The organism is Thiohalocapsa marina (assembly GCF_008632335.1).
Taxonomy (GTDB): domain Bacteria; phylum Pseudomonadota; class Gammaproteobacteria; order Chromatiales; family Chromatiaceae; genus Thiohalocapsa; species Thiohalocapsa marina.
This window is the reverse complement of sequence record NZ_VWXX01000009.1, coordinates 42,007-59,685: the sequence shown is the minus strand read 5'-3', so window position 1 is coordinate 59,685 and position 17,679 is coordinate 42,007. Positions and strand designations below refer to the sequence as shown.

Sequence of the window (17,679 nt, the reverse complement as noted above, 5' to 3'; positions counted from 1 at the left end):
TGAAGTGTGAAGTGTGAAATCCGAAGGCTCCGGCTGGGGGCTAAGAGCTCTGGGAGTCGGTCTGCCGGGCTGGGTAGCGGCGGTCGGGGGACGCCGTGAATCCGTCCCTGGAGGCTTCACGATCGCGTCCTGCGATCGAGACCCCCGCCCGCCGCCACCCAGCCCGGCAGCCCTACGCTACCCTTGTCTGGTTGCGCTAGATTTTCGCTGGCGGCTGGCGGCTGGCGGCTGGCGGCTGGCGGCTGGCGGCTACAGTAAAGAATCCTGTCCTGCCTCTGCGTTCTCTGCGCCTCTGCGGTGAATCAAGCCGCGTCCAGGGGGAATGCTGGGCGGCTGGCGGCTGGCGGCTGGCGGCTGGAGGCTTCCAATCACCTCCCCGTCAGTTCGCCGCGCAGGATCTTCGGGGTGACGAAGATCAGCAGTTCTTCGTTGTAGTCAACGCGGGCGGTCTGGCGGAACAGGTTGCCCACCACCGGCAGGTCGCCGAGCCAGGGCACCTGCTCGCGGTTGAAGCTCTTCTCGCGCTCATAGACACCGCCCAGCACCACCGTCTCGCCGTCCTCCACCAGCACCGAGGTCTCCACGGAGCGGGTGTCGATGGGCGGCACGCCTTCCACAGATCGGGTCCAGTCGGGATTGTCCTTGCTCACCTGCAGATCCATGATGATGCGGTCGTCCGGGGTGATGTGCGGCGTCACCTCCAGCTTCAGCACGGCCTCCTTGAAGGCGACCGATGTGTTGCCCTCGCCGGTCTGCTCCTGGTAAGGGATCTCGGCGCCGACCTTGATCAATGCAGAGGACTGGTCCGAGGTGATGACCCGTGGCGAGGAGATCACCTCGCCGCGGCCTTCGCGCTGCATGGCGGAGAGTTCGAGCTGGATCAGGTGCGAGCCGACCTTGCCCAGCAGCAGGTTGATGGCGCCGCTGGGAGCGAACAGGGTATCCGCTGGCAGGCTGACCATCAACGCCTCGTTGCCAGAGCCGGCAGGGTTCTCCAGGCCGGAGTTGAACGGCACCACTGTGCCGCCCTCGCTGGCGCCGAAGGCGGCGCCGAAGGGACCCTTGTCGAAGTCGTAGACGCCGGTGTTGCCGGGCAGGCCGCCGGCGACGTTCAGCTCGTTGCTGCCCAGGCGGCCCATGGAGCCGGAGACGCCGAAGCGCACGCCCAGATCGCGTGCGAAGTCGTTGTTGGCGATGACCACCCGCGACTCGATCATGACCTGCCGCACCGGGACGTCCAGCCGCGTGACCAGCCCGCGGATGTCTTCCAGCCGGGCGGCGGTGTCCTGCACCAGCAGGGTGTTGGTGCGGTCGTCCACGGTGATGCTGCCGCGCTCGGGCGTCAGCAGATTGTTCTCGGCGGACTTGAGCAGCCGCGCCAGCTCCGCGGCCTTGGCGTAGTTGACCTGGATGAACTCCGAACGCAGGGGTGCGAGTTCCTCGATCTGCATTTGCGACTCCAGTTCCAGCTTCTCCTGTGCTGCAATCTCTTGCGTCGGCGCCACCATGATCACGTTGCCGCTCTGGCGCATGGACAGGCCCTTGGTCTTCAGGATGATGTCCAGCGCCTGGTCCCAGGGCACGTTCTTCAGCCGCAGCGTTATGCTGCCGCCGACGGTGTCGCTGGCCACCAGGTTCAGGCCGGTGAAGTCCGCCAGCAACTGCAGCACGGCGCGGACCTCGATGTCTTGGAAGTTCAGCGACAGCCGGTCGCCGCTGAAGACGATCTGCTCGCGCTGGCGCTGTTCCTTCTCCGCCGGGGTCAGGCCCCGCAGTTCCACCGTGAACAGGTTGTCGGTCTGGTAGGCCAGGTAGTCGTAGTCGGCATCGGTCTTGATGTCGATGCGCACGTTGCCGTCGATGCCGCGTGCCTCGACGGCAGTGACCGGGGTGGCGAAGTCGGTGACGTCGAGACGCCGATACAGGCGCCGCGGCAGCCGGGTGTCGGCGATCTCCAGCACCACGCTGTGCCCCTCTTCGCGCACGTCCACCGGGGTCTCGGGGGACGGTAGCGTGATCAGCACGCGGCCCTCGCCCCCGGCGCCACGCCGAAAGTCGATGTCGCGCACGGCGCGGGTGGCTTGCCCCGCTGCGGCGGTTGCCGGTAGCGGCGCGGCTGATGGGGTCTGTGCGGGGCCGGCTGCGGCATCGGTTGCTGCAGCCGAAGCAGCCGCGGGGTCCGGGCGCCGGAGATCCGGGTTCAGCACCACCGTGGCGCGGTCATCCCGGGTGCTGATGCTGTAGGGCACCGCGTCGTCGAGATTGATGACCACGCGGGTCCGGCCGCCGGCCTCGATGGCCACCAGGCTGTGGGCCGCGCCTAGGCCGATGGGCACGGGACGCGTGTCGATGCCGCTGCCGGCGCCGGCAAAATCGATGGCGATCCGGGCTGGTTTGTTGGTGGAGAAATCCGATGGCGCCGGTGGCGGGCCGGAGAACAGCAGGTCGATCTCCACCTGGTTGCCGGGGCTGGAGGCGAACTCCACCGCCTTCAGCACCACTGCGGCCGCTGATGACGGCAGCGCGCACAGCAGGTAGAGCAGCCACAGCAGGCTGGCCCCAGTGGCGGTCCTGGAGCCGGCCGGCGAGCGGCCGGTTGGCCAGTTGGGGCTCGGGTTCAGGTCCGGTGCTGGGCCCATGGTCTGCATGTCTCGGTGCTTGATCGGGGGCGGGATAGTGATCGGGCTATTGCTTCAGGGCGATGGAGGCCTCGCGTTCGCGCCAGCGCTCCGGTCCGTCGGGGATGATCTCGGTGAGCTGAACGATCGCCGGGGTGATGCGGGTGATCTGGCCGTGGTTGCGCCCCAGGTAATTGCCCACCCGCACCCGGTGCAGGATGCCGTCCGGGGCGATGATCAGTGCCCAGCTCTGGTCGTCCTGCTCCAGCGTGCCGACCATGCGCAGGGCATCCAGGGAATATTGCTCCAGTTCCTCCTTGCGCCGCAGCGGGTCCGGCGCGATGCCCCCGCCAGGCACTGGCAGCGCGATCTCCGCCACGCGTTCGTCCATGGCGAAGGGGTCGCGGCGATCGTCCGGCACATAGGTGAAGGTGTCCACCTGCGGGATCGCGGGCAGCGGGCCGAGCGGACCCGGCGGGCGGGCGTTGATGCGGTCGATGTAGGCCTGCAGGTCCTCGCCGTCGGGCTGGCTGCAGCCGGCCGTGAACAGCAGCGCGAGCAGCGGGCAGTGGCGCCGGATGGTCATGGGTCCTCATCGCTTCTTCGTTGCATCTTCGAGGTAACGGTAGGTCTTCATCGAGGCCTCCATGGTCAGGCGCTGCCCGGCGGCGCCCGCCGACGCCTTGCCCGGTGCGGTGATGCGAACGTTGTGGATGGTGACGATACGCGGCAGCGCCGCAAGGCCGCTGATGAAGCGGCCGAAGTCATGAAACTGGCCGTTCACGCGCATGCGCACCGGCAGTTCGGCATAGAAGTCCATCATCCGCTCCCCGGCGGGCTGGAACAGCTCGAACTCCAGCCCGGCGGCGAGGCCGGTCTGGGAGACGTCCACCAGTAGGGCCGCCACCTCGGTCTGGTCCGGCAACTGGCGTAGCATGGTGCCGAAGGACTCCTCCATCTCCGCCAGTTGTTGCCGGTAGGCGTTCAGATTGGCGGCCTTTTCCTGCTTTTGTTCGAAGCTCTCGCGCAGTTCCAGCTCCTGCGCCCGGGCCGCGTCCAGGCGCAGCAGCTGATCCTTGATCACCACATAGTACCAGCCGAAGCCCAGCGCGCCGCACAGAAACAGGATCAGCACCACCTTGGCCAGCAGCGGCCATTCGCCCATGTTGCTGAAGTCGAGTTCGTTCAGCTCGTTGAGGTTCATGTGTCGGTGGCCTCTTCGTCCGGGCGGACCTGTCTGAAGCCGAGCCGAAAATGGCTCAGACCGGTGCCGGTCTGATCCTTGTTCTCGATCACCAGCAGCTGCGGGTCGTCGACCCAGGCGGAGGCGGCGATGTTGCGCATGAAGGCCGACACCCGGGCGTTGGATTGGGCGCGCCCCTCCACCTCGACGCGGGACTCCTTTTGCTCCACCCGGGTCAGATAGACGCCATCGGGCACGGTCAGCACCAGTTCGTCGAACAGGTGCACCACCTCCGGCCGGCTCTCCTGCAACTGCTGGATGACGTTCATGCGCGAGAGCAGGTCTGCCTTCTTTTGTTCCAGATCGCGGATCTCGCGGATGCGGATATTGAGCCGGGAGATCTCCTGTTGCAGGCGCATGTTGCGCAGATTCTGGTCGGCGATGATGGTCTCGATCCAGTGCCGCGTGCCCAGGCCGACCAGCAGCACCAGCGCCACCGCCGCCAGCACGGCGCCGAACATCTGGCGCCGGCGGAGTCGGCGCGCCTGGTCGCGCCACGGCAGCAGGTTGATCCGGGCCATGTCAGTCGAAGGCGCGCAGGGCGAGGCCGGTGGCGATCATCATCGACGGTGCCGCGTGCGCGATGGCGCGACTGTCGATGCCGGGTGCCAGGGCCATGTGCGCGAACGGGTCGGCGACGACGACCGGCAGGCTCAGGCGCTGGCGGACCGGCTGGTCGATGCCGGCAATGCCCGCGGGCCCGCCGGTGAGGATCAGCCGGTCGATGCGCTTGAGATGGGTGGCGGAGTGGAAGAACTGCAGCGCACGCCCGAGCTGCTGGGCCAGGGCGTCGGCGAACGGCCGCAGCACGCTGTCGGCGAAGTCGCGCGGCAGCGCGTCGTCTTGCAGTTGCTCCAGGGCCTGGTCGCGGTTCAGTCCGTAGCGTTGCTGGAGGTCGTCCAGCAGCTGGTTGCCGCCGAAGTTCTGCTCGCGGGTGTAGACGATCTCGCCCTGGCGCAGCACCTCCAGCGAGGTGGTGTTGGCGGCGACGTCGGCAATGGCGACGGTGTGGTCCGGGTTCAGGTCGTCCGGGTCGCGGCAAAGCATGACGAAGGCGTTCTCCAGTGCATAGGCCTCGATGTCGACGATGCTGGCCTGGAGTCCGGCGATCTGCAAGGCCGCGACCCGTCCGTCGACGTACTCCCGGCGCGACGCGGCGAGCAGCACGTCGACCATGCCCGGATTCCGCGCCGAACTGCCGAGCACGTCGAAGTCCAGATTGACCTCTTCCAGCGGGTAGGGGATGTACTGATCGGCCTCGAGCTGGATCTGCGCCTCCATCTCGGCATCGGAGAGCTCTGCGGGCAGTACGATGGTCTTGGTGATGACGGCGGAGCCCGAGACGGCGACGGCTGCTTGTTTGGTGCGGCTGCCGCTGCGGCCGACGGCGCGCTTGATGGTTCGCCCGACGTCCTCGACATCGGAGATCTGGCTGTCCACCACGGTGGTCGGCGGCAGCGGTTCGATGGCGAAGGCTTCGACGCGATACAGTGGCGCGCTGCTGCCCGTGGTCTGCGACAGTTCGAGCAGCTTGACCGAGCTGGCCCCGATATCGATGCCAAGGAGTCGTCTGGGTTTTCTGCGCAGGGTGAACATGGCGGACCACCACCGGTAAGGGATCTTGCGAGTATAGATGCAAGGGGTTGTGAATGCCGAACCCGGGTCCAGCGGTGGGTATACCATAGACCCTTGCGGTTTTCAGGCAGGAGGACAGACGATGCCAAGGCGTAATGGCCGGCGATCGGCCACCCAGACCGCGGGGCGTCATCCGGGACGGCGCGCAACGGCGGACCAGGGCGCCCCGCGTGACGGCTGTGAGGCGCAGCGGCAGCGCATCGCCTACGAGGCGGCGCGTCTGCTGGCGGATGCCGGCGGCGCGGAACTGGATCGGGCCCGGCGCAAGGCTGCCGCCCGGCTGGGGCTGGGAAACCGGCGCTGCTGGCCGGACAATGCGGAGATCCAGCAGGCCTTGCTGCAGCAGCAGCGGCTGTTCAACGGCGCCGGCCATGCGGCGGACCTGGCCGAGCTGCGACGGCAGGCGCTGGCGGCGATGCAGGCCTTCGAGGCCTTCGAGCCGCGATTGGTGGGCCCGGCCCTTGACGGCACTGCCACCCGCGAGCAGGGGGTCGATCTGCTGCTGTTCGCCGACCGGCCGGAGGACGTGGTGCTGTCACTGCTTGAGCAGCACATCCCCTGGCGCCAGAGCGACGAGGCGTTCCGCTATGCCGGCGGCGAGCAGCAGACCCATCCGGTGCTGACGTTCATCGCCGGCGAGGTGCCGGTGAGTCTGGCGGTGCTGCCGCCCCAGGCGCGCCGCAACCCGCCCCTGAGCCCGGTCTCCGAGCAGCCCGAGCGGGGCGCCGGGCCGGCGCAGGTGCGCGCGCTGCTGGAGGCCGGGGCTTCAGCGTTGTGAGATCGGCACGTAGTCCCGTGCCGCCGGGCCATGATAGATCTGCCGCGGGCGCCCGATGCGGGTGCTGGGGTCGCTCATCATCTCCATCCAGTGCGACACCCAGCCAACGGTGCGCGCAACCGCGAACATCACCGTGAACATGTTGCGCGGGATGCCAAGGGCGCTGTAGATGATGCCGGAGTAGAAGTCCACGTTGGGGTACAGCTTGCGCTCGACGAAGTAGTCGTCGTTGGTGGCGATCTCTTCCAGTTTCAGGGCCAGCTCGAACATCGGGTTGTCCAGCGTGCCCGACATCTCGTCCAGCAGCTGGTGGCAGACCTCGCGGATGATCTTGGCGCGCGGATCGTAGTTCTTGTAGACGCGGTGGCCGAAGCCCATGAGCCGGAAGGCGTCGTCCTTGTCCTTGGCCTTCTCGATGTACTTGGGCACGTTGGCCACGTCACCGATCTCGGTCAGCATGTCCAGCACCGCCTCGTTGGCGCCGCCATGGGCCGGACCCCACAGGGATGCGACGCCCGCGGCGACGCAGGCAAACGGGTTGGCGCCGGAGCTGCCGGCCAGCCGCACCGTGGAGGTGCTGGCGTTCTGCTCGTGGTCGGCGTGCAGGATGAACAGCAGGTTGAGGGCCTTCTCCGCCAGCAGGGTCGGCTTGTAGTGCTCGCACGGGGTGGCGAACATCATGTGCAGGAAGTTGGCGCCGTAGCGCAGGTCGTTGCGCGGATACATGATCGGCTCGCCGACGTTGTGCTTGTATGCGGCGGCGGCGATGGTGGGCACCTTGGCGATCAGCCGGTGGGCCGAGATCTCGCGATAGCGGGGGTCGTGGACGTCGATGGAGTCGTGATAGAAGGCGGACAGCGAGGCGACCACGCCGCACAGAATGGCCATGGGGTGGGCGTCGTAGTGGAAGCCGTTGAGAAAGTCCTTGAGGTTCTCATTGAGCATGGTGTGCGTCATGATGACGCGCTCGAACTCTGCCAGTTCTGCCTTGGTCGGCAACTCGCCGTAGAACAGCAGGTAGGCCACCTCCAGGAAGCTGGCCTTGGTGGCGAGCTGTTCGATGGGATAGCCGCGATAGAGCAGGATGCCCTGCTCGCCATCGATGTAGGTGATGGCGCTGTGGCAACTTGCGGTGGCCATGAAGCCGGGGTCGTAGGTGAAAAAGCCAGCGTCCCGGTACAGGGTGGAGATGTCCACGGCGCCGGGGCCGAGGCTGCCCTGTTTCAGGGGGTACTCGAAGCGTGCGCCGTCGGTGTCGCGGGTGATGGTAATGGTGGGATTGGACATGGGCATTCCTCCCGGATTTGGTGGTTAGTGATCCAGCTCGGCGAGTCGGCCGATGTCGGCGCGGACGGAGGCGGCGGACTGAGTGAAATTGGCGCGCTCTTCGTCGTTCAGCTCCAGTTCCACCACCTGGGCCAGGCCCTGTTCGTCGAGCACGCAGGGCACGCCCATGGCGATGTCGCGCTCGCCGTATTCGCCGTCCAGCATGGCTACGCACGGCATCAGGCGGCGACGGTTGTTGCTGATGGCGTCGACCATGGCCGCGACGGCGGCGGCCGGCGCATCGTAGGCGCTGGAATTCTTGCGCAGGGCCAGGATCTCTGCGCCCCCCTGACGGGTGCGGTCGATGATGGCCGCCAGCCGGTCCGGGGCGATGAAATGGCTCACCGGTACCCCGTTGATGGTGCAGTAGCGGGGCATCGGCACCATGGTGTCGCCATGGCCGCCCAGCACCAGCGTGGTGATGTCCAGCGCCGAGAAGCCGGTCTCCTCGGCGATGAACGCCGCCATGCGCGAGGCGTCCAGCACGCCGGCCTGGCCGAAGACGCGTTGCCGCGGCCAGCCGGTGCGCTGGGCGATGCGGTAGGTCAGGGTATCGACGGGGTTGGAGACCACCAGCACGATGGCGTCCGGTGCATGGGCCAGGATGTGGTCGGTGACCTCGTCGATGATGCGCACATTGGCAGCCAGCACGTCGGAGCGCGACATGCCGGGCTTGCGCGGAAAGCCGGCGGTGACAACCACCAGGTCGGAGCCGGCGATGACGGCGGGGTCATGACTGCCGCGCAGCCGGCAGTCGAACTCGAAGAAGGGCGCGGTCTGGAAGATGTCCAGAGCAATGCCGGCGGCGGCATCCTCGCGGACGTCGTACAGGGCCACTTCCCGGCACAGTTCCTCTTCCGCCAGGATCTGGGCGGTGGTCTCGCCGACGCGACCGGCGCCGATGATACTGATCTTGTTCATTGTTACTCCTCCACTCGTGATCGATGCGCCGGCGCACGCATACCGGCTGCCGCCGGCATCCGCGCCGCACGCGGGGCCTGTGCCGGACGCTGGTGCCGGACGCAGGCGCCGGGCTCAGTCCGGCTGGTACGGGATGCGCGCCACACCGCTCTCCACGGCCGCCCGTGCCACGGCGGAGGAGACGCGCTCCCGCAGGCGCGGATCCAGCGGTTTGGGGATGATGTAGTCCGGGCCGTGGGCCAGTTGCTCTAAACCGTAGGCCTCCAGCACCTCTGCCGGGACCGGCTCGTGGGTCAGGTCGCGCAGGGCATGCACGGCAGCGATCTGCATGTCCTCGTTGATGCGCGACGCGCGCACGTCCAGCGCGCCGCGGAAGATATACGGGAACCCCAGCACGTTGTTGACCTGATTCGGGTAGTCCGAGCGGCCGGTGGCCATGATCAGGTCGTCGCGCACTGTGCGCGCCAGTTCCGGGCGGATCTCCGGCACCGGGTTGGACAGCGCGAACACGATGGGCCGTGGGGCCATGGCGGCAAGCATCTCAGGGCTGATCAGGTCCGGACCCGAGACGCCGATGAAGATGTCCGCGTCCTGCATGGCGTCGGCCAGGGTGCGCCGCTCGGTGTCGGCGGCGATGCCGAACTTGAACGGGTTCAGGTCGCGCCGGCCGGTGTGGATCACGCCCTGGCGGTCGACGGCGAAGATGTTGTTGCGATGGGCGCCCAGGGTGATCAGTAGCCGGATGGAGGCGATCCCGGCGGCACCGGCCCCGAGCACCACGATGCGGGCGTCTTCCAGCCGCTTGCCCTGCAGTTCCAGGGCGTTCAGCAGACCGGCGGCGATGATGATGGCGGTGCCGTGCTGGTCGTCGTGGAACACCGGGATGTCCAGTTCGTCGATCAGGATCTGCTCGATCTCGAAGCAGTGGGGCGCCGCGATGTCCTCCAGGTTGATGCCGCCGAAGGTGGGCGCGATGCGCCGCACGGTGTCGATGAACTCCTGCGGGTGCCGGGCGTAGACTTCGATGTCGAACACATCGATGTCGGCAAAGTGCTTGAACAGCACCGCCTTGCCCTCCATCACCGGCTTGCCTGCCAGGGCACCCACCTTGCCCAGCCCGAGCACGGCGCTGCCGTCGGTGATGACGGCCACCAGATTTCCCTTGTTGGTGTAGCGGTAGGCCGCGTCCGGATCCTGTTCGATGCGTCGCACCGGCTCTGCTACTCCGGGCGTATAGGCCAGGGACAGGTCGCGCTGGGTTCGGGTCGGCTTCTTGATCTGGATGGCGGTCTTGCCGGGGGATGGCTCGGCGTGATAGCGCAATGCCGCGTCGTTGACTTCCGCGTCGGCGTAGGCATGGCTCTCGGGATTGGACATGGTGGGATCGCTCGGCTGCTTCCGGTCAGGTGCCGCCCGCACCCCGGATGGAACCCGGGCATCCGGGTCTCGGGCGTGCATCCGGTCGATGCCGGATCGCGGTGGGGCGTGGTACTGGCGCGCAGTATTTCCGTATTTCACCCTGACGGCAAGCGTACGGAACGCAATTTGCAGTATTTGCTGACGGAGGGATATCCGGTCTCTGTAGCGAACAGAGGCCTTCACGGGTGGGATATCGGCAATCTCGGCAGTGACCGAGGTCTTATGGGGCGGCGTCAGTCAGGGGCAGGCCAGAAGAGGGCAGGCCGGGCGCGTCAGGAACGGGCCGTCATGAGGTAGGGCGCCAGGGGGAGAGTGCTAGGGGGGGAGGGCCAGGGGGAAGTGCTGGGGGGCGAGTCAGGCCGGGCAGGCGCTGGCGGGGGCGTCCGGGCGCCACCCCGCCGCGCTGATGGTCATCGGCCGTAGCGGCGACGGAAGCGATCGACCCGGCCACCGGAGTCGACAATCTTCTGCTTGCCGGTGTAGAACGGGTGGCAGGCAGAGCAGACTTCCACGTGCAGGTCACTGCCGAGGGTGGAGCGGGTGGTGAATTCGTTGCCGCAGCTGCAAACGACCTTCACATCGCCGTACTGGGGATGGATTCCCTCTTTCATCTTCAGGTCCTCTTCCGCAACGTGGCGGGACGATAATCAGCAGGAAACACGGCACAATAGCGCATACGCCAACAGACCGCAAGGGCTGCGACGGATCGTTTGGCGGTCTACGTGGCCTTCACATCCGGGTCAGACGGTGAAACGGCAGATCAGATCGTTGAGGAAGCGCTGCCCCAGCTCCGTGGGTGCGATGCGCGCGTCGTCGGGTTGCAGCAGGCCGTCGCGGCGGGCCTGCTGGAGGATGGCGTCGAGCCGTTCCGGCCGGAGGCCGGTGTGGCGCTGGAAGACGGCGGCTTCGACGCCGTCGGTCAGGCGCAGGGCGTTGAGGGCGAACTCCAGGATCAGGTCGGCGTCATCCAGCGGGCGGGACGCTGTCGGGGAGCATGTCAGACAGGCTGTCGGCTGTCCTGTCGACGGCCGTCCGCTCAGGGATGGCATCGACGGCGCCAACGCGTCGAGATAGGCGTTGGGGTGGCGCGGGCGGGTGCGGCGTTCCACCCGGCCGCTGGATGGGTCGCTGAGCTTGCCGTGGGCGCCGGCGCCGATGCCCAGGTAGTCGCCGAAACGCCAGTAGTTGAGGTTGTGCCGGCAGCGTCGTCCGGGCCGGCTGAAGGCGGAGACCTCATAGCGCCGGAAGCCGGCCTGCGCCAGCCGTTCCAGGCCCTGCTCCTGCATGTCGCAGGCGAGCTCGTGGTCCGGCAGGGCCGGCGGCTGCCGGGCGAAGGCGGTATTCGGCTCCAGCGTCAGCTGGTAGTAGGACACATGCTCCGGTTCCAGCGCCAGCAGCCGCTGCAGGTCTTCGCGGGCCTGTGCCAGGGTCTGCGTCGGCAGTGCGAACATCAGGTCCAGGTTCAGGTTGTCGATGCCCGCCGCCCGGGCCGTTTTCACCGCGGCCAGGGCCTGCGCCGGCGTGTGGATGCGGCCCAGGCGCGCCAGATGCGCCGCGTGCAGGCTCTGCACGCCGATGGACAGGCGGTTGACGCCGGCGCGGACATAGCCCTCGAAATGGCCGGCGTCGATGGCGCCGGGGTTGGCCTCCAGCGTGATCTCGGCGTCATCGGCAAGCGCACAGCGTTGCCGGATGCCGTGCAGCAGCCGTTGCACCGCCGCGCCGGACAGCAGGCTCGGGGTGCCGCCGCCGATGAAGATCGACACCAGCGGCCGGTTGGCGGCGGCGCCCGCCGATGGCGCGTCCCGTTGCGCGTCCCGTTGCGCGTCCAGTTGCCCGTCCAGGTCCGCGAGCAGCGCGTCGATGTAACGCGCTTCGGGGATGTCCGTGCGCAACGCATGGGAGTTGAAGTCGCAATAAGGGCACTTGCGCACGCACCAGGGCACATGCACGTAGAGTGCGAGCGGGGGCGCGCCGTCGACGAAATGTCTGACCCGGGCGCTCATGGTCTGCGGCGTTCGATGTGCCGACCCATGTGCTGTTCGATGATCCGGTCGATGTTTCGGCCCCTGTTCCATCCGGATCGGTTCAGCGTCGGCGTACCCGGTCCAGGGCCCAGCCGAGCAGGGAATTCAGCAGCACGACGTTGAAGGCGGTGCCGAAGGCCATGACCAGGATGAATCCGAGGTCCCGGAGCACCTGTGCGGGCAGGCTGTCGGTGGCGCGGAAGAATTCCAGCGCCAACAGCGACCAGGGGGTGGAGACGATAGCGATCACCAGCCCCGGCAGACGCAGGCCGCCGGGCAGGGGGCCGGCGAACTGGCGCAGCAGCAGTTCGGTCAGGGTCCAGCCGAGCACCAGCAGCAGCGTCAGCGTAAACAGCGTGCGGTTGCGCATGGGCGGCGTCGGCTGTGTGTCAGCCCTGGGGCTCCAGGCGCGCATAGGCCAGCACCAGCCACTTGGCGCCGACGGCCTCGAAATTGACCTGGATGCGGGCGCTGGCGCCGCTGCCCTCGCTGTTCAGCACCACCCCTGGGCCGAACTTGGGATGCACCACGTGCTGGCCGAGATGGAATCCGCCGGCGGCCGGACCGCCGGCCGCGGGACCCCGGGCCGACGCGCCCGGGCCGGAGCCGTAGCCGGAGCGGCCCCGGGGGCTGGGGCGAGAAAGACCGCCGCCGCGAACCTCCTCCAGCAGTTCTGGCGGGAGTTCGCGCAGGAAGCGCGACGGCATCGGATATTCTTCACGCCCGTGCAGACGGCGACTCTCGGCGTGGGTGAGGTAGAGCTGCTCCTTGGCGCGAGTCATGCCGACGTAGCACAGGCGCCGCTCTTCCTGCAGCCGATCCGGATCGTCCGCGGACATGCTGTGTGGGAACAGGCCCTCTTCCACGCCGGTGATGAACACCACTGGAAACTCCAGCCCCTTGGCGCTGTGCAGCGTCATCAGCTGCACGCTGTCGGTGCTGCCGTCCGCCTGGGCCTCGCCCGCCTCAAGCGCGGCATGGGCCAGAAAGCTTGCCAGCAGGTCGCCTTCGTCCTCGCTGGCCTCGCCGGCGAAGCGCCGGGCGGCCTCCACCAGCTGCTCCAGGTTCTCCAGCCGGTCGACGCCGCGGCCGTCCTTTTCCTTTTCGTAATGGGCGGGCAGGCCGCTGGCCTCGATCACGTCCTGGATCAGGTCTGGCAGCGCGGTGTCGTCGTCGCGCTCCGGGTCGCGCTCCAGGCTGCGCACCAGGTCGATGAAACGGCCCAGCGCGCTGGTGGCACGGGCCGGCAGCATGGCGGTTGAAACCGCCTCCAGCGCGGCCTGCCACAGGCTGACCCCGCGCTCGCGCGCCTGCGCACGCAGCAGGTCGACGGTGCGCGGGCCGATGCCGCGGGCGGGCAGGTTGACCACGCGCTCGAACGCGGTGTCGTCGTCCGGGTGCGCCAGCAGGCGCAGATAGGCCAGGGTGTCCTTGATCTCGGCGCGCTCGAAGAAGCGCAGACCACCGTAGACCCGGTACGGGATGGCCGCCTGGATCAGGGCCTCTTCGAACAGCCGCGACTGCGCCGTGGTGCGGTAGAGGATGGCGCAGTCGGCGCGGAGCAGGCCCTCGTCCTGGCAGAAGCGGCGAATGCGCTCGACCACGAAGCGGGCCTCGTCCACCTCGTTGAAGGCGGCATAGCGGCGAATGGGCTCGCCGGCGCTGCCGTCGGTCCACAGGTTCTTGCCCAGACGCACAGGGTTGTTGGCGATCAGGGCGTTGGCCGCGCCGAGGATGTTGCCGGTGGAGCGATAGTTCTGCTCCAGCCGCACCACCTCGGTGTTGGGGTAGTCGCGCTGAAAGCTCTGGATGTTCTCCACCTTGGCACCGCGCCAGCCGTAGATGGACTGGTCGTCGTCGCCGACCAGGAACAGGTTGTCGTTGCCGCCGGACAGCAGCCGCAGCCAGGCGTACTGGATGGCGTTGGTGTCCTGGAACTCGTCTACCAGGATGTGGCGAAAGCGCTGGCTGTAGTGGTGCAGGATGTCCGGGCGGTCGCGCAGCACCTCGTGGGCGCGCAGCAGCAGTTCGGCGAAGTCCACCGCGCCGCCGCGCTGGCAGGCCTGCTCGTAGGCCCGGTACAGCGCCACCATCTGCTGCAGGTAGAAGTCGCCGGCGGTGTCGATGTGCTCGGGGCGCCGGCCCTCGTCCTTCTGCCGGTTGATGAACCCCTGCACCTGGCGCGGGGGCCAGCGGGCCTCGTCCAGTTCCAGCGCCTTGAGGGTACGGCGCACCAGCCGGAACTGGTCGTCGCCGTCCAGGATCTGGAACTGCTGCGGCAGTCCGGCGTCCTGCCAGTGGGCGCGCAGGAACCGGTGCGCCAGGCCGTGGAAGGTACCCACCCACATGCCGCCAATGGGGCTGCCCAGCATCTCCTCGATGCGGGTCTTCATCTCGCGGGCGGCCTTGTTGGTGAAGGTCACCGCCAGCAGCGACCAGGGTTGGGCCTGCTCCTTCTGGATCAGCCAGGCGATGCGATGCACCAGCACGCGGGTCTTGCCGGAGCCGGCGCCGGCCAGCACCAGCCGGTTGCCGGATTCCGCCGTCACGGCGTCGCGCTGGGGCGCGTTCAGGGGGTCGAGAATGTGGGAAACGTCGTCCATGCGGGGATTGTATCGCATGTTCGGGCCGCCGAAGCCGCCAGCCGCCAGCCGATAACCGATCGCCAACGGACGCGGCTCGATTAACCACGGAGGCGCGGAGAACGCAGAGGCAGGACAGGATTCTTTACTGTAGCCGCCAGCCGCCAGCCGCCAGCCGCCAGCCTCCAGCCTCCAGCCTCCAGCCGTCAGCGACAATCCAGCGCCACCAGCAGAGGGTTGCGCAGGGCTGCCGGGCTGGGTGGCGGCGGTCGGGGGTGTCGATCGCAGGACGCGATCGTCAAGCCTCCAGGGACGGATTCACGGCGTCCCCCGACCGCCGCTACCCAGCCCGGCAGACCGACCTCCAGAACCTGAAGCCCCCAGCCCCCAGCCCCCAGCCCGAGCCTTCACACTCCACACTTCACACTTCACACTTCGGCCACCCGGCCCGAGCCTTCGGACTTCAAACTTCGTCCGTCGCCACCTGGTCTGTAGTATTCTTTTCGGTCCGATTGGCAACGTCCCACCTCCAACGCAGCGGAATCCCCCTCGTGACCGAACTCAAGAACGATACCTTCCTGCGCGCGCTGATGCGCGAGCCCGTCGACTACACCCCAGTCTGGATGATGCGGCAAGCGGGCCGCTACCTGCCCGAGTACCGCGAGACCCGTGCCAGGGCCGGCAGTTTCATGGACCTGTGCCGCAACCCGGAACTGGCCTGCGAGGTCACGCTGCAGCCCCTTGATCGCTTCCCGCTGGACGCCGCCATCCTGTTCTCCGACATCCTCACGGTGCCCGATGCCATGGGCCTTGGACTGTACTTCGCCGAGGGGGAAGGGCCGCACTTCGAGCGCCCGGTGCGCAGCGCCGCGGATGTCGAGCGCATCGGCATGCCGGACATGCAGTCGGACCTGGGCTATGTCATGGATGCCGTGGCGCTGATCCGCAAGGAACTCGGCGGCCGGGTGCCGCTGATCGGCTTCTCCGGCAGCCCCTGGACCCTGGCCACCTACATGGTGGAAGGCGGCGGCACCAAGAACTACGCCCGCAGCAAGGGCATGCTGTTCGACCGGCCGGACCTGATGCACAGCCTGCTGGGCAAGGTGGCGGATACCGTCACCGCCTATCTCAACGCGCAGATCGCCAACGGTGCGCAAGCGGCCATGATCTTCGACACCTGGGGCGGCGTGCTCACCCCCGGCGACTATCGCGAATTCTCGCTGCGCTACATGGAGCGCATCGTCGACGGGCTGACGCGCGAGGCCGACGGCCGTCGCGTGCCAGTGATCCTGTTCACCAAGGGCGGCGGCCAATGGCTCGACCGCATGGCCGAGACCGGCTGCGATGCCCTGGGCGTGGACTGGACCACCGACCTGTCGGACGCCCGGCGCATGGTCGCCGACAAGGTGGCCCTGCAGGGCAACCTGGACCCCTGTGCGCTGTACGCCTCGCCGGAGCGCATCCGCCGCGAGGTGGGCCGGGTGCTTGCCAGCTATGGCGCCGGTAGCGGCCATGTGTTCAACCTGGGCCACGGCATCCATCCGGACGTCGACCCGGAGCATGCCGCCGCGCTGGTGCAGGCCGTGCATGAACTCAGCCGCCCGTATCACCCGGCGGCCTGATCACGGCATTCGGGCAGCTGTGGCAGGGGGCTGGACGGTGATGTGGCCTCATCCGGGATGCCTCGTCAGCGGCGAGCGCCGCTAAGGAGGCGCTGATTTATTGGCCTCCTGGCCAAAGATCGGCACGCGATTCGAAAACGCGGTTTCCGCATCGCTTCATATTCAGTGGCTTCTGCCACTGAATATGGCGGGGCATCCTGCCCCGCACGGGAAATGCTGAATCAATCAGCGTTTCCCTAATCCTCGGTGCCTCCCAGGGAGAACATGGCCTCCAGGTCATGGCGCGAGTACGCCTTGAAGGCGAGCATCGTGTTCGTCTGCTCGATACCCTCGATCTTCTGCAGGCAGTTCGTGACCAGCTCGGCGAGCGCGTCGTTGTAGGCCACGCGCGCCACAGCTACCACGTCATAATTGCCACTGACCGAAAAGACCTCCGAGATCTCAGGCATATCGGCGAGACGCTCCGCGACTTCGTTCACCTTGGTGCGTTCGGCGTTGATCAGAATGATGGCTGTAATCACGGGGACTGGACTCCTGATTCGAGTTCTGATGGCAAACAAGCGGCTCCGCTCATGATGAAGCAGGCAGGCACTGATCGGCAAGTTGCCTGTGGGTGACTCAGGCACCTCGATCCCGCTACTGAAACGCCCGCGCCCGCGCGGCGATCAGCCGGGCCGGATAGATGCACCGATCACTGCGCGACATGCCCGCAGTCAGCCGATAGGCGCTCCAGCGTCAGCTGATCAGGCCGATTGCCAGAATACCGCTCCAGCAGTTGGTGGAATACGGATCCCGGCGGCGAGACGCGGGCGAAGAGCGCCGCGCTGGCGCACAGTTTCAGGTCGTCCGGCGATCTGCGGGAAGATGGACCACATCCAGTGCAAGCGCTTGCAACCGTCGCGCAGTTCCGCCAGCGCCTGGGTGTAGCGATCGCGCCGGGCCTCGACGAAACGGTTCAGGTCATGGGGATCGTTCGACGTGGCCATCCCCTGGCAGTGCTCGCTCATCCCTCGCCCGCCACCTGTCTGGCGCCGATGAGTTCGATCGGGTAGCCGTCGGGATCCTCGACAAACGCAATGATCGTCGTGCCCGCGTTCATCGGGCCGGCTTCGCGCAGGATCGTGCCGCCCAGCGCCTTGATCCGGTCCACGGCGGCGTAGACGTCCTCGACCTCGATCGCAATGTGGCCGTAGCCCGTGCCCCGCTCGTAGTGATCCACGCCCCAGTTGTAGGTCAGCTCGATGACGCTGTGCTCCGACTCCTCGCCATAGCCGAGAAAGGCGAGCGTGAACTCGCCGTCCGGGTAGTCCTTCTGGCGCAGCAGGTGCATCCCGAGCACCTGGGTGTAGAAGTCGATGGAGCGCTGGAGGTGACCGGTGCGCAACATGGTGTGGAGGATTCTCATGAGGGATTCCTGAGTTGAGTGTGATGATGGGGAGAGCGCGTCTCGGGGCGTCCTGCCCCGCACGGAACATGCCGCATACACCAGCGTCTTTCCAAAAGGGGGC

General features: G+C 67.4%; 17 protein-coding genes and 1 pseudogene. 2 read left to right on the top strand and 16 right to left on the bottom strand.

Features of this window, described 5'->3' with window-relative positions; genetic code table 11:
* Positions 1–368: 368 nt before the first annotated feature.
* From F2Q65_RS08540 to F2Q65_RS08520, 5 genes are read right to left on the bottom strand one after another with little or no spacing between them, the layout of a single operon-like run.
* A complete protein-coding gene (locus F2Q65_RS08540) occupies positions 369–2,639 on the bottom strand; it encodes a type IV pilus secretin PilQ (RefSeq protein WP_150092453.1) in 2,271 nt (756 codons plus the stop codon).
* Positions 2,640–2,685: 46 nt separating this feature from the next.
* The gene (locus F2Q65_RS08535; RefSeq protein WP_150092393.1) at positions 2,686–3,204 is read right to left on the bottom strand and encodes a pilus assembly protein PilP; all 519 of its coding nucleotides are present in this window, start codon (positions 3,202–3,204) and stop codon (positions 2,686–2,688) included.
* A 6-nt stretch (positions 3,205–3,210) separates the two neighbouring features.
* Positions 3,211–3,822 carry a type IV pilus inner membrane component PilO gene (locus F2Q65_RS08530; protein WP_150092391.1) on the bottom strand — a complete coding sequence of 204 codons (612 nt, stop codon included), beginning with the start codon at positions 3,820–3,822 and terminating at the stop codon, positions 3,211–3,213.
* Positions 3,819–4,382: a PilN domain-containing protein gene (locus tag F2Q65_RS08525; RefSeq protein ID WP_150092389.1), complete on the bottom strand. Its 564-nt coding sequence runs from the start codon at positions 4,380–4,382 to the stop codon at positions 3,819–3,821. Before F2Q65_RS08525 ends, F2Q65_RS08530 begins: the two co-directional genes overlap by 4 nt.
* A gap of 1 nt (position 4,383) precedes the next feature.
* Entirely contained in the window at positions 4,384–5,457 is a 1,074-nt protein-coding gene (locus tag F2Q65_RS08520) for a pilus assembly protein PilM (protein WP_150092387.1), read from the bottom strand.
* Between the two features lie 121 nt (positions 5,458–5,578).
* On the opposite strand from F2Q65_RS08520, the gene F2Q65_RS08515 reads away from it, so the two are divergent.
* Positions 5,579–6,274 carry a hypothetical protein gene (locus tag F2Q65_RS08515; RefSeq protein WP_246156080.1) on the top strand — a complete coding sequence of 232 codons (696 nt, stop codon included), beginning with the start codon at positions 5,579–5,581 and terminating at the stop codon, positions 6,272–6,274.
* Here F2Q65_RS08515 and F2Q65_RS08510 read toward each other — a convergent pair.
* The 7 genes from F2Q65_RS08510 to uvrD all read right to left on the bottom strand — a co-directional run bounded on the left by F2Q65_RS08510 (position 6,263) and on the right by uvrD (position 14,588).
* The gene (locus tag F2Q65_RS08510; RefSeq protein WP_150092385.1) at positions 6,263–7,561 is read right to left on the bottom strand and encodes a citrate synthase; all 1,299 of its coding nucleotides are present in this window, start codon (positions 7,559–7,561) and stop codon (positions 6,263–6,265) included. The genes F2Q65_RS08515 and F2Q65_RS08510 overlap by 12 nt on opposite strands.
* Before the next feature lie 24 nt (positions 7,562–7,585).
* Positions 7,586–8,521, bottom strand: a complete 936-nt coding sequence (gene mdh, locus F2Q65_RS08505) for a malate dehydrogenase (RefSeq protein ID WP_150092383.1) — start codon at positions 8,519–8,521, stop codon at positions 7,586–7,588.
* A 114-nt stretch (positions 8,522–8,635) separates the two neighbouring features.
* Positions 8,636–9,898, bottom strand: a complete 1,263-nt coding sequence (locus tag F2Q65_RS08500; protein ID WP_150092381.1) for a malic enzyme-like NAD(P)-binding protein — start codon at positions 9,896–9,898, stop codon at positions 8,636–8,638.
* A gap of 452 nt (positions 9,899–10,350) precedes the next feature.
* The gene (rpmE, locus tag F2Q65_RS08495; protein ID WP_150092379.1) at positions 10,351–10,551 is read right to left on the bottom strand and encodes a 50S ribosomal protein L31; all 201 of its coding nucleotides are present in this window, start codon (positions 10,549–10,551) and stop codon (positions 10,351–10,353) included.
* Positions 10,552–10,680: 129 nt separating this feature from the next.
* Entirely contained in the window at positions 10,681–11,946 is a 1,266-nt protein-coding gene (gene hemW, locus F2Q65_RS08490; protein WP_150092377.1) for a radical SAM family heme chaperone HemW, read from the bottom strand.
* Positions 11,947–12,028: 82 nt separating this feature from the next.
* Complete coding sequence (locus F2Q65_RS08485) at positions 12,029–12,337, bottom strand: hypothetical protein (protein WP_150092375.1); 309 nt, start codon at positions 12,335–12,337, stop codon at positions 12,029–12,031.
* 19 nt (positions 12,338–12,356) lie between these two features.
* Positions 12,357–14,588, bottom strand: coding sequence for a DNA helicase II (uvrD, locus tag F2Q65_RS08480; RefSeq protein WP_246156078.1), 2,232 nt, complete (start codon positions 14,586–14,588; stop codon positions 12,357–12,359).
* Positions 14,589–15,100: 512 nt separating this feature from the next.
* On the opposite strand from uvrD, the gene hemE reads away from it, so the two are divergent.
* Entirely contained in the window at positions 15,101–16,171 is a 1,071-nt protein-coding gene (gene hemE, locus F2Q65_RS08475; protein WP_150092373.1) for a uroporphyrinogen decarboxylase, read from the top strand.
* A gap of 236 nt (positions 16,172–16,407) precedes the next feature.
* Here hemE and F2Q65_RS08470 read toward each other — a convergent pair whose 3' ends face one another.
* The 4 genes and pseudogenes from F2Q65_RS08470 to gloA form a co-directional block, all read right to left on the bottom strand.
* Positions 16,408–16,692 (bottom strand): Lrp/AsnC family transcriptional regulator, encoded by a 285-nt coding sequence (locus F2Q65_RS08470; protein WP_150092371.1) that lies wholly within the window; start codon positions 16,690–16,692, stop codon positions 16,408–16,410.
* Positions 16,693–16,862: 170 nt separating this feature from the next.
* Positions 16,863–17,006 carry a hypothetical protein gene (locus tag F2Q65_RS19915; RefSeq protein WP_246156084.1) on the bottom strand — a complete coding sequence of 48 codons (144 nt, stop codon included), beginning with the start codon at positions 17,004–17,006 and terminating at the stop codon, positions 16,863–16,865.
* Positions 17,007–17,078: 72 nt separating this feature from the next.
* Positions 17,079–17,157, bottom strand: a pseudogene (locus F2Q65_RS19910) (DUF1810 domain-containing protein); the annotation flags it as partial.
* A gap of 17 nt (positions 17,158–17,174) precedes the next feature.
* A complete protein-coding gene (gene gloA, locus F2Q65_RS08460; RefSeq protein WP_150092369.1) occupies positions 17,175–17,576 on the bottom strand; it encodes a lactoylglutathione lyase in 402 nt (133 codons plus the stop codon).
* Between the last annotated feature and the right edge of the window lie 103 nt (positions 17,577–17,679).

Coding starts and splice junctions, on each gene's coding strand:
- F2Q65_RS08535 (WP_150092393.1), bottom strand. CDS start 3,204: ATGACCATCCGGCGCCACTGCCCGCTGCTCGCGCTGCTGTTCACGGCC.
- F2Q65_RS08520 (WP_150092387.1), bottom strand. CDS start 5,457: ATGTTCACCCTGCGCAGAAAACCCAGACGACTCCTTGGCATCGATATC.
- rpmE (WP_150092379.1), bottom strand. CDS start 10,551: ATGAAAGAGGGAATCCATCCCCAGTACGGCGATGTGAAGGTCGTTTGC.
- uvrD (WP_246156078.1), bottom strand. CDS start 14,588: ATGCGATACAATCCCCGCATGGACGACGTTTCCCACATTCTCGACCCC.
- F2Q65_RS08540 (WP_150092453.1), bottom strand. CDS start 2,639: ATGGGCCCAGCACCGGACCTGAACCCGAGCCCCAACTGGCCAACCGGC.
- F2Q65_RS08515 (WP_246156080.1), top strand. CDS start 5,579: ATGCCAAGGCGTAATGGCCGGCGATCGGCCACCCAGACCGCGGGGCGT.
- F2Q65_RS08510 (WP_150092385.1), bottom strand. CDS start 7,561: ATGTCCAATCCCACCATTACCATCACCCGCGACACCGACGGCGCACGC.
- F2Q65_RS08525 (WP_150092389.1), bottom strand. CDS start 4,382: ATGGCCCGGATCAACCTGCTGCCGTGGCGCGACCAGGCGCGCCGACTC.
- F2Q65_RS08485 (WP_150092375.1), bottom strand. CDS start 12,337: ATGCGCAACCGCACGCTGTTTACGCTGACGCTGCTGCTGGTGCTCGGC.
- F2Q65_RS08500 (WP_150092381.1), bottom strand. CDS start 9,898: ATGTCCAATCCCGAGAGCCATGCCTACGCCGACGCGGAAGTCAACGAC.
- hemW (WP_150092377.1), bottom strand. CDS start 11,946: ATGAGCGCCCGGGTCAGACATTTCGTCGACGGCGCGCCCCCGCTCGCA.
- gloA (WP_150092369.1), bottom strand. CDS start 17,576: ATGAGAATCCTCCACACCATGTTGCGCACCGGTCACCTCCAGCGCTCC.
- F2Q65_RS08530 (WP_150092391.1), bottom strand. CDS start 3,822: ATGAACCTCAACGAGCTGAACGAACTCGACTTCAGCAACATGGGCGAA.
- mdh (WP_150092383.1), bottom strand. CDS start 8,521: ATGAACAAGATCAGTATCATCGGCGCCGGTCGCGTCGGCGAGACCACC.